Below are 12,568 nucleotides of genomic sequence, written 5' to 3'. Positions count from 1 at the left end.
GGTCGCAGCATGGACTCACTCGTTTCGACGCAATGGCTTGCCGATCATCTCGGCGACGCGGACCTCCGCATCCTCGACGCCACCTGGTTCCTGCCGGGCGAGCCGCGTGACGCGGTCGCGGAGTTCGCAGGCGCGCACATCCCCGGCGCATCCTTCTTCGACATCAACGCCATCGCCGACCGCGCCAGCCCGCTGCCGACTATGCTGCCCCCGGCCGAGCAATTCGCCGCGCAGGTCGGCGCGCTGGGCGTCGGCGATGGTGACCGCATCATCCTCTACGACAACGCGCCGCACCACACGGCGGCGCGCGCCTGGTGGATGTTCCGCAGCTTCGGCATCGCCACCGCCATCCTCGACGGCGGGTTTGCCAAATGGCGCGCCGAGGGGCATCCGATCGAAACCGGCGCTGCCGCCCCTGCCCCACGCACGCTGACGGCAACGCTCGACCCTGCCGGGGTGCGAAGCATCGCCCAGATCCGCGCCAACCTCGGCAGCCACGCCGCGCAACTCGTCGATGCGCGCTCCGCCACGCGCTTTGCCGGCAGCGAGCCCGAACCGCGTCCTGGCGTCGAACCCGGCCATATTCCGGGCAGCGCCAACCTGCCCTATTCCGAATTCCTCAACGCCGACGGCACGTGGAAGCACGTCGCCACCCTGCGCGCCCTGTTCGAGGCGGAGGGGATCGAGGTCGAGCGCCCGGTGATCACCACCTGCGGTTCTGGGATCACCGCTGCGGTACCGGCGTTCGCGCTGCACCTGCTGGGACATCGCGCCGCACTCTATGACGGAAGCTGGAGCGAATGGGGCGCCGACCCCGCAACGCCCAAGGCAAAGGGAGCTGCATGAGCGGCACGGACGACAGCAAGGGTAACGGCACAAAGGTCGTCGGCGCGGGACGTCGGCCCGAATGGACGCAGGGAATCGTCAGCCCACCGGTGTGGCGCGCCTCGACCATCCTCTATGACAATGTCGCGCAGATGCGCGCGGCGGGCGGGCGCGACACGCACCACCGGCTCTTCTATGGCCGTCGCGGCACGCCGACGCAGTGGAGCCTCGCCGACGCGCTGACCGAACTGGAACCGGGGGCCGAGGCGACCTTTCTCTACCCGTCCGGCGTCGCTGCCGTTTCTGCCGCGCTGCTCAGCGTACTCTCGCCCGGCGACGAGCTGCTGCTTCCCGACAGCGCCTATGATCCGACGCGCAGCTTCGCGACCGGCTTTCTCGCGCGCTTCGGGGTGACGACGCGCTTCTACGATCCGATGATCGGCGGCGGCATTTCGGAACTGATCGGCGGCAACACAAGCGCGATCCTGATGGAAAGCCCCGGCAGCCTGACCTTCGAGGTGCAGGACGTCCCCGCCATCGTTGCCGCCGCCAAGGCGCGCGGGGTGACGACGCTAATCGACAATACCTGGGCCACGCCGCTGTTGTTCCCGGTGATCGAACGCGGCGTCGACCTGTCGATCCTTGCCTGCACCAAATATATTGTCGGCCACAGCGACGTCATGCTCGGCAGCGTCACAGCCGCACCATCGCATTGGGACCGGCTGCGCGACACCAGCTTCGCGCTCGGCCAGACCGCCAGCCCCGACGATGCCTGGCTCGGCGCGCGCGGGCTGCGCACCATGGCGGTTCGGCTCAAGCACCATGGCGCGGCGGCGCTGGAAATCGCGCGCTGGCTGGAAACCCGGCCCGAGGTTGCCCGCGTCCTCCACCCCGCTCTGCCCTCGTGCCCAGGCCATGAGCTGTTCCTACGCGACTTCAAGGGCGCGTCCGGACTGTTCAGCTTCGTCCTGAATGGCGGGACCGAAGCCTCGCGCGCCGCGCTGATCGACGGGCTGGGGCTGTTCGGCATCGGCTATAGCTGGGGCGGGTTCGAGAGCCTGGCGATCCCGATCGACCCGCAGCGCTACCGCAGCGTGACGCGCTGGGAGGCCGAGGGGCTGGCCGTGCGGCTGCAGATCGGGCTGGAGGAACCCGCCGACCTGATCGCCGACCTCGCCGCCGGCCTCGACCGGTTCCGTGCCGCGTCGTGACCCTCCCCAACCTCATCCCGCCCGCGCTGGCGCAGTGGCTCACCGCCAACGGCATCCACGCTCCCACCCCGCCACAGCTGGTCGAGGGCGCGATTGCGGGCAGCCTCGCGATCGCCGCGCTGGCGATCGGCTGGCTCGCCGGGCGCAAGCTGGGGCCGCTTTTGTCGGCATTCTGGGAGCGGCGCGTCGGCAATCATATCGAAGGATTGGCACCGCGCATGCACAATGTCATGCGCCACGGTAGCGCGGCATTGCTGTTGGCGATCATCGCCAATGCTTGGCCGTGGACGACTCTGGCGGCGATGCTGCTGGGCATCGCGCTCGGCGCGGCGACCGCGATGACGGTGATGACCGTGATACGCGGCCTTCACATGCCGCGCTGGAGCGCATGGGCGGTCTCAGCGATCGTCTTCGTCGCGATCCTGAGTCATGCGATCGGCGGGTTCAATGTCATCACCGACACGCTCGACCGGATCGGCGTCGATATCGGGTCGCGGCGTCTGTCACTGCTGGCCGCCGTCACGGTGCTGGTCACCACTGTTGCACTCTATGCCGGAGCACGGCTGGTCAACCGGGTGATCGCCCATTCGATCCGCGAGGCACGCGGGTTCGACGCGACGCAGAAACTGCTGATCCAGAAACTTGCCAGCATCGCGGTGATCGTAGTCGTGTTCCTGTTCGGGATCGACCTGCTCGGCATCGACCTGACCAGCCTTGCGGTATTTTCGGGCGCGATGGGGCTCGCGGTCGGCTTTGGCCTGCAAAAGACCGTCGGCAATCTGATCGCCGGCATCATCCTGCTCATGGACCGCTCGATCAAGCCGGGCGACGTCATCGTCGTCGGCGACAGCTTCGGCTGGGTCAACAAGATCGGCGTGCGCGCGGTCAGCGTCATCACGCGCGACGGCAAGGAACATCTGATTCCCAACGAGAATCTGATGACTCAGGAGGTGGAGAACTGGTCCTTTTCCGACCGCAATGTCCGCGTCCGCATCCCTGTCGGCATCGCCTATGAATCCGACGTCAAGTTGGCGCAGAAGCTGATGCTGGAGGCCGCGCTGGAAAGCCCGCGTGTGCTCGATTCGCCGCGGCCCAATGTCTGGCTCACCTCGTTCGGCGACTATGCCCTGGAACATGAGATCCTCGCCTGGATCAGCGATCCCGAGGGCGGCGTCGGCAATGTGAAGAGCGACGTGCTCAACCGCCTATGGGTCAAGTTCCAGGACCACGGCATCGAAATCCCCTTCCCGCAACAGGTGCTCCATTTCCGCAGCAGCAAGGGAGACCGCATCGGCAGCGTGGCGGGAGTGCGCAGCGAAACGCCGGTTGGCGGACTCGAGGATGCTCCCTAGATACAGCGCGTGCCGGACCCCATTTCAGCCCGCATCGCCGAAGGAGTCGCGTCGATCCCGGCGGCGCAGTGGGATGCGTGCGCAGGCGACGGTAATCCCTTTCTCAGCCACGCCTTCCTGTCCGCACTCGAAGCATCGGGATCGGTTGGCGCAGGAACCGGATGGCAATCGCTCCCGATCGTGATCGAGGATGGGGACGGCATCCCCGCCGCCATCGCCCCGGCCTATGCCAAGAGCCATAGTCAGGGCGAATATGTGTTCGATCACGCCTGGGCGGACGCCTATGAGCGTGCGGGCGGGCGCTATTACCCCAAGATCCAGGTGGCAGCGCCCTTCACCCCCGTTCCCGGCCCGCGCCTGCTGCTGCGCGACCCGGCCCTGGCACCAGCGCTGATCGCGGGGATCGAGGCGCTGACCGACAACAACCACCTGTCATCTGCCCACGCGACCTTTGTCGATGAAGCCCAGTTGCCGCTGTTCGAACAGGCTGGCTGGCTGCTCCGCGCGGGCACGCAGTTCCACTGGCACAATTGCGATTATGCGGATTTCGACGCGTTTCTGTCCGACCTCTCCTCCCGCAAACGCAAGGCGATCCGCAAGGAGCGCACCCGCGCGAACGAGGGACTCACGATCCGCCACCTCACTGGCGCGGAGATCACCGAAGCGCATTGGGACGCCTTCTGGGTCTTCTATCAGGACACCGGCAGCCGCAAATGGGGCCGCCCCTATCTCACCCGCAGCTTCTTCTCGCTACTCGGCGAAACGATGAGCGACCGGGTGCTGCTGATGCTGGCCGAGCGCAACGGACGCCCGATCGCGGGCGCGCTCAACCTGATCGGCGCGGACACGCTCTATGGCCGCTATTGGGGCTGTATCGAGGACGTGCCCTATCTACATTTCGAGCTCTGCTATTATCAGGCGATCGACGCCGCGATCGAACGCGGCCTGGCGCGGGTCGAGGCCGGCGCGCAGGGGGAGCACAAGCTGGCGCGCGGCTATGCCCCCGTCACCACCTGGTCGGCGCATTACATTCCCGACCCGGGCTTTCGCCGCGCCATCGCCGATTATCTGGCGCATGAGCGCGAAGCCGTGGCGCAGGAGCAGGAGTATCTCGGCGAATTCGCCCCGTTCAAAAGGACCGGTTAGGCCTTCTTCTGGGCGCGCTCCCACGCTTCCATCTGCTTCTTCTTGTCGCGCTCCAGGAACTCGCGCATCTGGCGAATCTGGCTGCGATACGGCCCCAGATCCTCGGCGTTCAGCTCCGCTGCCGGCTGGCCATGGTCGATCTTGAACAGTGCGCTGTTGCCGTCGCGCCAGACCGGGATCAGCCCGGCCTCAAGCCGTTTGTCGTACGGCGGCGGGCTGATCACCCACAGATAGTCATAGGCATGGCGCGGGAAGCGGGCGAGGCTGACCGCCACCGGCCGCCACCATTCGCGCGGGCATTTGGTGTCGGTGACGATCTGTGAAGGGTCATGGCTGAACCCGCGCGCCTGCTTGTAGCGCACCGTCAGCAGTTGCCCGCCCGCCATCGACCATTGGTCGTTGGTATAGGCCAGCCGCCGCACCATCGCCATGCCGGGCAGGTGCTGCAGCCGCGTCATCGTCCACTCGTTGTAACAGGTCTCCCCAACGAAGCTCAGCAGCTTGGCGCCCTCGGGCACATGCTCCAGAGCCTTCAGCTCGCGGTCGTACGACTTGTCGTAGAGATAGTTGCTGTACGTCGTCGTCCCGATGCGGACGAGGAAGAAGGCCAGCCCCGCCATCGCCAGCACGCTCGCGCCCCGGATCGTCATTCCCGGCTTGGGCCGCAGCGCGATCACCGCAATCGCGATCATGTAGGGCGCGAGCCGCATATCGGCATAGGCCGATCCGAACACCACGCGCGGCAGCAGGATGAACACCGCGATCAGAAACAGTGCGGAGATGCCCAGGTGCCGCGAATATTCGATATTGGGATCGCGCAGCCCCTTGAGCAGCACCAGGAACAGCACGCCGACACAGGCGATGTCGAACAGCTGCCACCGGTCGCGCAGCACCATCATCACCCACCAGATCTTGGCGCGCCAGTTGAACCAGTCGCCAGTCTGGCCACTGACATCGCCGGCGCTGCGCCACATCAGCATCAGCACCGCGGCGGGGACTAGCGACAGGCAGTGAATGCCCGCCATGAACCACGGCACGACCCAGCTCTGCACGAAATTCTCGCGCCAGTTCCCCGATTGCGGGCGATGAATATCATGCTGGCGGATCAACTCGGCGGCGAAGCACATCACGCCCAGCGTGCCCCAGCCAAAAGTATGCGTGACCCAGATCAGCATGCCGATCGGCACGAAGATTATCGCGCGCAGCCTGATCTTCCCCAGCCGCGCCAGCCGCAGCCACAGCGCGAACGCGTTGAGCGCCAGCGCCATCGACAGCGCGAAATTGGCGAACCCGAAATGGAAGGCATAGTTATACGCCAGCGGCAGCGCGAACAGCGCGGTCGCCGGAATGCGCCCATGCACCTCGCGCGCGATCCACAACAGGCCGGTGACGGTCAGCACCGGAATGGTGATCACGATCAGCTTGACCGCCAGCTCAAGCCCGAAAATCGGCTCTAGCGGGATGATCAGCAGGTCCAGTCCAAGATTGCCGATCAGGCTCCACTCGAACTTGTACCAGTCATTGAGCCACGGCACCTCGCCATGGCTCAGCTGTACGCGATAGCGCGCCATATGGCCGGGAAGGTCGACCTGCGGCGGAATATCCGGCCACAGCAACGGGATCGCCGCCGCGATCGCCGCGAACAGCACGAACCAGCGCGTCTGCCACCAGCGTGGCATCTCGGTCGGATTTCCCCCTTGCATCCAACCGCCTTTACTGCGGCGCAGCACCTGCGGGCAAGCGGCTTGCCGAACGGTCGACCGCATAGAGCACCGAACCGTCCTGTTTCCAGACGGGCGTCAGGCCGCGCAACGCTTGCGGTGGCGTCGGCGCGTCGATCAGCCAGACATGGGTAAAGGCATCTCGCGGAAAGGCGGCGAGTGCCCGCTCGCGCGGCAAGAGGTTGGGATCGTGCGGACAGGCCTGCACCACCGAAATCTGCGACGGGTCATGCGCAAAATAGCCGAGCGGCAACGTTACCCGTAGCAGCGGCGCGCCCTCCATCCGCCATTGGTCATTCGCAAAGGCGGCGCGACGCGCGGTGGCAATGGCGGGAAGATGCGTGCGGCGGCTATGCGCCCAGGGCTGATCGCAGCCATCGCCGACCAGCGCGAACACCCGCGCACCGCGCGGCAGGTGGTCGAGCGCCACCAGCTCGCGCCGCCAATCGGCATCGTAGAGCGCGAAGCTCGCCGTCGTGCCCAGCGTGCGGATCAGAAAGAAGGCGAGGCCAGCCAGGGCGATGACACGAACCGGCGCCCCCTCACGCGGCACCAGCCCGGCCAGCGCCACGGCAAAGGCAAAGGGCAGCAGCCGTAGATCGGCATAGGCCGAACCGAGCAGCGTAAAGGGCAGCAGCAGGAAGGCGAGCACGGTCAGTCCTGCAGCGGCCGCCGCCTGTGGCGCGAACCGTCCCGCCTGCCCCCGGAGTCCGCCATAGACCGCCATCACGATCACCAGCAATGCCGGCAGGTCGAGCCAGATCCACCGGTCGCGCAGCACGCTGCCCAGCCCCTTGAGCTTGGCGACCAGATCGAAGAATCGCCCGGTGTCAGCCGGCGCTCCGCCGCCCCGCCAGGCCAGCATCGCCAGCACCGGCGGCGCAAGCGGCAGCGCTGTGATGGCAGCGTCGAATGCAGCGCGCAGGATCGTCCGGTCCTTGGCCCGTGCGGCCCATTCGCCCGCAAAGATGAACAGGCCCAGCATGGCCCAGCCCATCGCATGGCACGTCCACACGACCAGCCCGAACGGTACAAAGATCGCGGCACGCAGCCCGACCCGCTGCAACCGACCCAGCCTTAGCCAGAGCGCCCAACTGCCGAGCGCGAGCGCCATGGCGAGGCAGTAGTTCACGAACCCGAACTGAAACGGATAGCTATACGCCAGCGGCAGCGCGAACAGCGCCCATGGACTGACCCGCCCGGTCAGCTCGCGGCTGAGCCACAGCAGCGCGCCCGTGGTCAGCACCGGAATTGCGATCACCACCAGCTTCACCGCCGGCTCCAACCCGATCAGCGGCGCGAGCGCGGCAACCAGCAGGTCGACACCCAGATTGCCGACCAGCTCCCACTCGAACGCGTAATAACGGTCAAGCAGCGCCGCCTCGTCCCCCAGCATCACGCGATAGCGCCCGATATGGCCGGGCAGGTCGGTCAGCGGCGGCACGGCGGGCCACAGCAACGGCAGCGCCGCGAGCAGTATCGCAGCGGCGACGAACCACCGGCTTTCCCACCAGCGCCCGCTCATCGCGCCACCCGATAAACGCGCGCACGCGGCGCCACCGGGACCAGCCACTCCGGCGGCGTCCCCGCCCGCAGCGCGGCGCGCAGCGATCCAGCGGGCGGCGCACCCAGCTCGTCCCATGCTCCGCCGCAATCAGCGATCAGGTCGATCCGCAACCGTTGCGCCTCAGCTCGCGCCACACCAACCGGCAGGTCGATCAGTCGATAGACCGCCAGATTGCCCGACGCATTGCGATGATAGGGCGCGGCGAGCACGCGGTGCCGCGTCTCCGCCAGCGCGTAGGAACCCAGATCGATCGGCGCAGCGACCGTCCCGGCCGACTGCGCGCCAAGCTGCGCTAGCACCGTCCCGCCATCGCAGGTCGCGGCGGGCGCGGGCGGCGCGACAAGGCTGCCCAGCGCTGGATAGACGAACCCCGCCGAAGCGACCCACGCGGCCGCCAGCGCCAATGCCCCGCGCTCCCGCGCATAAATAATCAGCGCCGCCAAGCCCGGCGCGGCAAGCAGCGTCCCGGCATAGATGCCGCGCAATTGCACCAGTGCGAGCGCGAGCGCCGCCAGCTGGAACCCCGCGAGGACCGCCCAGCCCGTGTCGCGCGTGCGCCGCCACTGCCACGCTGTCGCGCCCAGCCCGGCCAGTGCCAGCCCGACATAGCCGATCGCATGATCCAGCGGCGCGGCGAACAGCGGCTGCGCCTCCGCCACCCGCCCCAGCCACAGCCGCTCCAGTAGCGGATCGACCCCGCCATAGGGCGACAGGCAGGCGGGCGAGAGCGCGAGCGCCACGACGACCGCAACATCGACCACCACGAACGCCGTGATCAGCCGCACGCGCGGGCTCGCGAAACGGCGCGTAACCGATGCGAGCGCGAGCGGCGCAACCGCCGCCACCTGCGCCGCGCGCCACAAGGGTGCGGCGAACGCATCGCAGGTCGCGACATTCCACCCGCTCGTCCGAAACAGCAGCGCCGCCAGCGCCAGCCCGACGACCAGCGCGGCGCCATAGCCGAGCAGGCGGAGCCGCTCCCCCGCCCCGTCCGCAACCCAGCGCAGCACCAGCACACCGCCGCCCAGCGCCAGGAAGGGCGCAGTCTCCATCCCCACCACCAGCGACGCGACGCTCGCCGCGCCGGTCGCAGCACCACTACGCCACCCGCCGGGGCCAATCACGGCGCGCACCAGGATCAGCAGCAACACCAGCTGGAACCCGTGATGGTCGATTCGCCCGGGCAGAAACAGCGCACTCGCCGGATACGCCAGCGCCGCGACAATGACAGCCACCGGTGCCGAAACCACCACCCGCCGCGCAATCGCCGCGACCAGCATCAGCGCGACCGCAAACAACAGCAGCGGCCACAGCATCACCGCGACCAGCTCAGCCGCGTGCGCGCCAGTCACCGGCGTCAGCCCCGCAATGATCGCCCCGGGCACCAGATCGGGCAGCCGCGACCAGTGCATCTCCAGCCCCGCCGCACCCAGCCGATGCTGCGCCAGATCGCCGAACGCCTGGCCTGCCAACCAGTCGCGAATCTGCTGCAACCGCATCACATCATCGGTATCGGGCAACCGCAGCACCGACAGCGCCGCCCAGTCCCGCCACGCCCAAACGGCGGCAAGCAACAGCGCAAGCGCCGCCGCAACTGAATTATCCCGCCAGACCGTGGATCGCCCCGCCCGCATGGGCACTCGCTATCCCATTACGGTTAACGTTCGTCGAGCGCCATTGCGGACCCAATCCTTACGGTTAGGTTGGCCAGATGAAGCGCATCCTCCTGATCTGCCTGTTTCTCGGCCTTGCGCTGACCGGCTATGGCTATTGCGGTGCCCTGCGCGATCCGATCGTCCGACGCGCCACCGTCGAAATGGCGGATTGGCAACAAGGGCAGGCACCGCTCCGGGTCGCCCTCCTCAGCGACTTGCATGTCGCCGGTCCCGACATGCCACCCGAGCGACTGAGTCGCATTGTGACACAGGTGAACGCGCTCAAGCCTGATCTGGTGCTGATCGCGGGCGATCTGGTCAGCGACAAGCGGGTGTCGACGCACCGCTACAGCGAAGATGAGGCCGTCGCCCCGCTCGGCGCACTGCGCGCGCGGCACGGCGTCGTCGCGGTGCTCGGCAATCACGATCATTGGCGCAACACCGCCGGGATGCTTCGCGCGCTGGAAGCGAACCGGGTTACCGTGTTGAGCAACAGCGTCATCGCGCGCGCCGGGGTGATCCTTGCCGGGGCGGACGACGACTTCACCGGCCGCGCCGATCCGGCCGCGCTCGCCCGCGCGGTTGAGCCCCTGGCGGGCCCAGTGGTGACGCTCAGCCATTCGCCCGACATCGTGCCGGAGCTACCGCCGCGCCTCGGGCTGGTGCTCGCCGGTCATACCCATTGCGGTCAGATCGCCCTCCCGCTGGTCGGGCGGCCCGCCACCATGTCGCGCCATGGCGACCGATTCGCCTGCGGCCTGATCCGCGAGGGCAACCGCACCATCGTGGTCAGCGCAGGGCTGGGCACCAGCGTGCTGCCGGTCCGCATCGGCGCCCCGCCCGATCTGTGGCTGCTGGAGCTTACTGCCCCCGCCGCCCCAACAACCGCAGCCGCAGCGCGTTGAGCTTGATGAACCCCGCCGCGTCGCGCTGGTCGTACGCGCCCTGGTCGTCCTCGAACGTCACGACCTTCTCGCTGTAGAGCGAGTATGGCGACTTGCGCCCGACGACATAGACGCCGCCCTTGTACAGCTTCAGCCGCACGGTCCCGGCGACCTTTTGCTGCGAATAGTCGATCGCGGCCTGCATCATCTCGCGCTCCGGCGCGAACCAGAAGCCGTTATAGATCATCTCCGCATAGCGCGGCGCCCATTCGTCCTTCAGGTGCGCGGCGCCGCGGTCGAGCGTGATGCTCTCGATCCCGCGATGCGCGAGGTGATAGATGGTGCCGCCCGGCGTCTCGTACATGCCGCGCGACTTCATGCCGACGAAGCGGTTCTCGACCAGATCGAGTCGGCCGATGCCATGCTTGCGGCCCAGATCGTTGAGCGCGGCGAGCAGCGTCGCGGGCGACATCGCCACGCCGTTGAGCGCAATGCCGTCGCCCTTTTCGAAATCGATCGTGATATATTCGGGCGTGTCCGGCGCATCCTCCGGGTTCACCGTGCGCGAATAGACATAGTCCGGCGTCTCGTCCCACGGATCCTCCAGCACCTTGCCCTCCGACGAGGTGTGCAGCAGGTTCGCATCGGTCGAGAAGGGCGCTTCGCCGCGCTTGTCCTTGCTCACCTGGATCTGGTGCTGTTCGGCAAATTCGATCAGCTTGGTGCGGCTGGTCAGATCCCATTCGCGCCACGGCGCGATCACCTTGATGTCCGGGTTCAGCGCATAGGCCGACAGCTCGAAACGGACCTGATCATTGCCCTTGCCGGTCGCGCCGTGGCTGACCGCGTCCGCACCGACTTCCTTGGCGATCTCGATCAGCCGCTTGCTGATCAGCGGCCGCGCGATCGAGGTGCCCAGCAGGTACAGCCCCTCATACAGCGCATTGGCGCGCATCATCGGGAACACGAAATCGCGAACGAACTCCTCGCGCAGATCGTCGATATAGATATGCTCGGGCTTCACCCCGGCGTTCAGCGCCTTTTGCCGCGCGGGCTCCAGCTCCTCGCCCTGCCCCAGATCGGCGGTGAACGTCACCACCTCGCATTGATATTCCTGCTGCAGCCATTTCAGGATCACGCTGGTGTCGAGGCCACCCGAATAGGCAAGCACCACGCGATTGATCTTGTCGGCCATCTCTTCAGCTCCTGAACGCAATGTGCGGGCGCTCTACGTCCGGGGGACGGCTTCCGCAACACCGGCGAACAGCCGCGGCAAGTGGATGGCGAGCAGCCCGGCCCGGAAGACGTAGCTCGCCAGCAGCGCCAGCCACAGCCCGGTCGCGCCAAGCGGCCGCAGCAACAGGTCGGTGGCGATGTAGAGCGCAGTCGCCAGGATCGCGGCGTTGCGCAGCGCCCGCCCCTGCGTCGCGCCGATGAACACCCCGTCGAGCAGCCATGCCGGAACCCCGACGATCGCGGCCAGCGCTGCGAGCGGCAGCACCGCGCGCGCTGCCTCCCGCACCGCTGCGTTGGTCGTGAGCAGGTCGATCAACGCGCCGCCGAAGATCAACGCCGCCAGCGTCGCGACCAAACCGAAGCCAACCGAAAACTCCCCAGTCAGCCGGATCGCGCGCTTCAGGTCGCTCCGCGATCCTCTGCCCACCGCCTGCCCCACGCGCGACTCGGCGGTGAAGGCGAATCCGTCGAGCACGAAGGCAAAGATGCTCACCAGCTGCATCAGCACATGGTTCGCGGCGAGCTGCACCGTGCCCAGCCGCGCCCCGGCATTGGCCAGCCACAGGAACAGCGTCAGCAACGCGATCGTCCGCACCATGATGTCGGCATTGACCGCGAACAGTCGTCGCCACGCCGCACGCTCAAAGAATCCGGCACGCTGCCCCAGCAAGGCGCGCGGCCCGGCGATGCGGACCACCAGCACGACTCCCGCGACCAACCCGACCCATTCGGCGATCGCGGTGCCCAGCCCCACCCCGCGCGCACCCATGCCGAACTGCCACACGAACAGCATGTCCAGCGCGCCGTTGACGAGGTTGACCAGGATCTGCAGTGCCAGCGTCTCGCGCGTCCGCCCCAGCCCATAGAGCCAGCCATTGATCGCGTAAAAGCCGAGCGCAGCAGGCGCGCCCAGGAACCGAGCGGTCACGAACTCGCGCGCCGCGGAGTCGAGTTCTCCTCCGCCCGCCAGC

The 12,568-nt window shown here is 67.4% G+C and carries 10 protein-coding genes; 5 read left to right on the top strand and 5 right to left on the bottom strand.

All coding sequences use genetic code 11. From position 1 onward, the window contains the following. Nucleotides 1–9: 9 nt before the first annotated feature. The 4 genes from sseA to AX681_RS16985 are packed head-to-tail and all read left to right on the top strand — an operon-like array spanning nt 10 to nt 4,534. Nucleotides 10–846 carry a 3-mercaptopyruvate sulfurtransferase gene (gene sseA, locus AX681_RS17000; protein WP_066661769.1) on the top strand — a complete coding sequence of 279 codons (837 nt, stop codon included), beginning with the start codon at nt 10–12 and terminating at the stop codon, nt 844–846. After that, on the top strand, nt 843–2,036 hold the full coding sequence (metC, locus tag AX681_RS16995) for a cystathionine beta-lyase (protein ID WP_066682529.1): 1,194 nt from the start codon (nt 843–845) through the stop codon (nt 2,034–2,036). Before sseA ends, metC begins: the two co-directional genes overlap by 4 nt. Further along, nucleotides 2,033–3,388: a mechanosensitive ion channel family protein gene (locus tag AX681_RS16990; RefSeq protein WP_231733635.1), complete on the top strand. Its 1,356-nt coding sequence runs from the start codon at nt 2,033–2,035 to the stop codon at nt 3,386–3,388. Before metC ends, AX681_RS16990 begins: the two co-directional genes overlap by 4 nt. A 9-nt stretch (nt 3,389–3,397) precedes the next feature. After that, complete coding sequence (locus AX681_RS16985) at nt 3,398–4,534, top strand: GNAT family N-acetyltransferase (RefSeq protein ID WP_082737791.1); 1,137 nt, start codon at nt 3,398–3,400, stop codon at nt 4,532–4,534. On the opposite strand, the gene AX681_RS16980 is transcribed toward AX681_RS16985, so the two are convergent. The 3 genes from AX681_RS16980 to AX681_RS16970 are packed head-to-tail and all read right to left on the bottom strand — an operon-like array spanning nt 4,531 to nt 9,456. Continuing rightward, a complete protein-coding gene (locus AX681_RS16980; protein ID WP_066656196.1) occupies nt 4,531–6,237 on the bottom strand; it encodes a hypothetical protein in 1,707 nt (568 codons plus the stop codon). The two genes, AX681_RS16985 and AX681_RS16980, sit on opposite strands and share 4 nt — an antisense overlap. 10 nt (nt 6,238–6,247) lie before the next feature. Next, nucleotides 6,248–7,780: a hypothetical protein gene (locus tag AX681_RS16975; RefSeq protein ID WP_066656198.1), complete on the bottom strand. Its 1,533-nt coding sequence runs from the start codon at nt 7,778–7,780 to the stop codon at nt 6,248–6,250. Beyond that, on the bottom strand, nt 7,777–9,456 hold the full coding sequence (locus tag AX681_RS16970; RefSeq protein ID WP_066656200.1) for a hypothetical protein: 1,680 nt from the start codon (nt 9,454–9,456) through the stop codon (nt 7,777–7,779). Before AX681_RS16970 ends, AX681_RS16975 begins: the two co-directional genes overlap by 4 nt. A 77-nt stretch (nt 9,457–9,533) precedes the next feature. Here AX681_RS16970 and AX681_RS16965 point away from each other — a divergent pair, with 77 nt between their 5' ends. Next, on the top strand, nt 9,534–10,382 hold the full coding sequence (locus AX681_RS16965) for a metallophosphoesterase (RefSeq protein ID WP_066656202.1): 849 nt from the start codon (nt 9,534–9,536) through the stop codon (nt 10,380–10,382). On the opposite strand, the gene AX681_RS16960 is transcribed toward AX681_RS16965, so the two are convergent. Continuing rightward, on the bottom strand, nt 10,339–11,556 hold the full coding sequence (locus AX681_RS16960) for an argininosuccinate synthase (RefSeq protein ID WP_066656204.1): 1,218 nt from the start codon (nt 11,554–11,556) through the stop codon (nt 10,339–10,341). The genes AX681_RS16965 and AX681_RS16960 overlap by 44 nt on opposite strands. A gap of 33 nt (nt 11,557–11,589) precedes the next feature. Continuing rightward, nucleotides 11,590–12,568: MATE family efflux transporter (locus AX681_RS16955; protein WP_066682527.1), on the bottom strand; the 979-nt coding region annotated here is incomplete at its 5' end.

It is taken from the genome of Sphingomonas sp. CCH9-E2 (assembly GCF_001557215.1).
Taxonomy (GTDB): domain Bacteria; phylum Pseudomonadota; class Alphaproteobacteria; order Sphingomonadales; family Sphingomonadaceae; genus Sphingomonas.
The sequence above is the reverse complement of the archived record's forward strand: the minus strand, read 5'-3'. Positions and strand labels throughout refer to the sequence as shown.

Coding starts and splice junctions, on each gene's coding strand:
- AX681_RS16960 (WP_066656204.1), bottom strand. CDS start 11,556: ATGGCCGACAAGATCAATCGCGTGGTGCTTGCCTATTCGGGTGGCCTC.
- AX681_RS16980 (WP_066656196.1), bottom strand. CDS start 6,237: ATGCAAGGGGGAAATCCGACCGAGATGCCACGCTGGTGGCAGACGCGC.
- metC (WP_066682529.1), top strand. CDS start 843: ATGAGCGGCACGGACGACAGCAAGGGTAACGGCACAAAGGTCGTCGGC.
- AX681_RS16970 (WP_066656200.1), bottom strand. CDS start 9,456: ATGCGGGCGGGGCGATCCACGGTCTGGCGGGATAATTCAGTTGCGGCG.
- AX681_RS16975 (WP_066656198.1), bottom strand. CDS start 7,780: ATGAGCGGGCGCTGGTGGGAAAGCCGGTGGTTCGTCGCCGCTGCGATA.
- AX681_RS16965 (WP_066656202.1), top strand. CDS start 9,534: ATGAAGCGCATCCTCCTGATCTGCCTGTTTCTCGGCCTTGCGCTGACC.
- sseA (WP_066661769.1), top strand. CDS start 10: ATGGACTCACTCGTTTCGACGCAATGGCTTGCCGATCATCTCGGCGAC.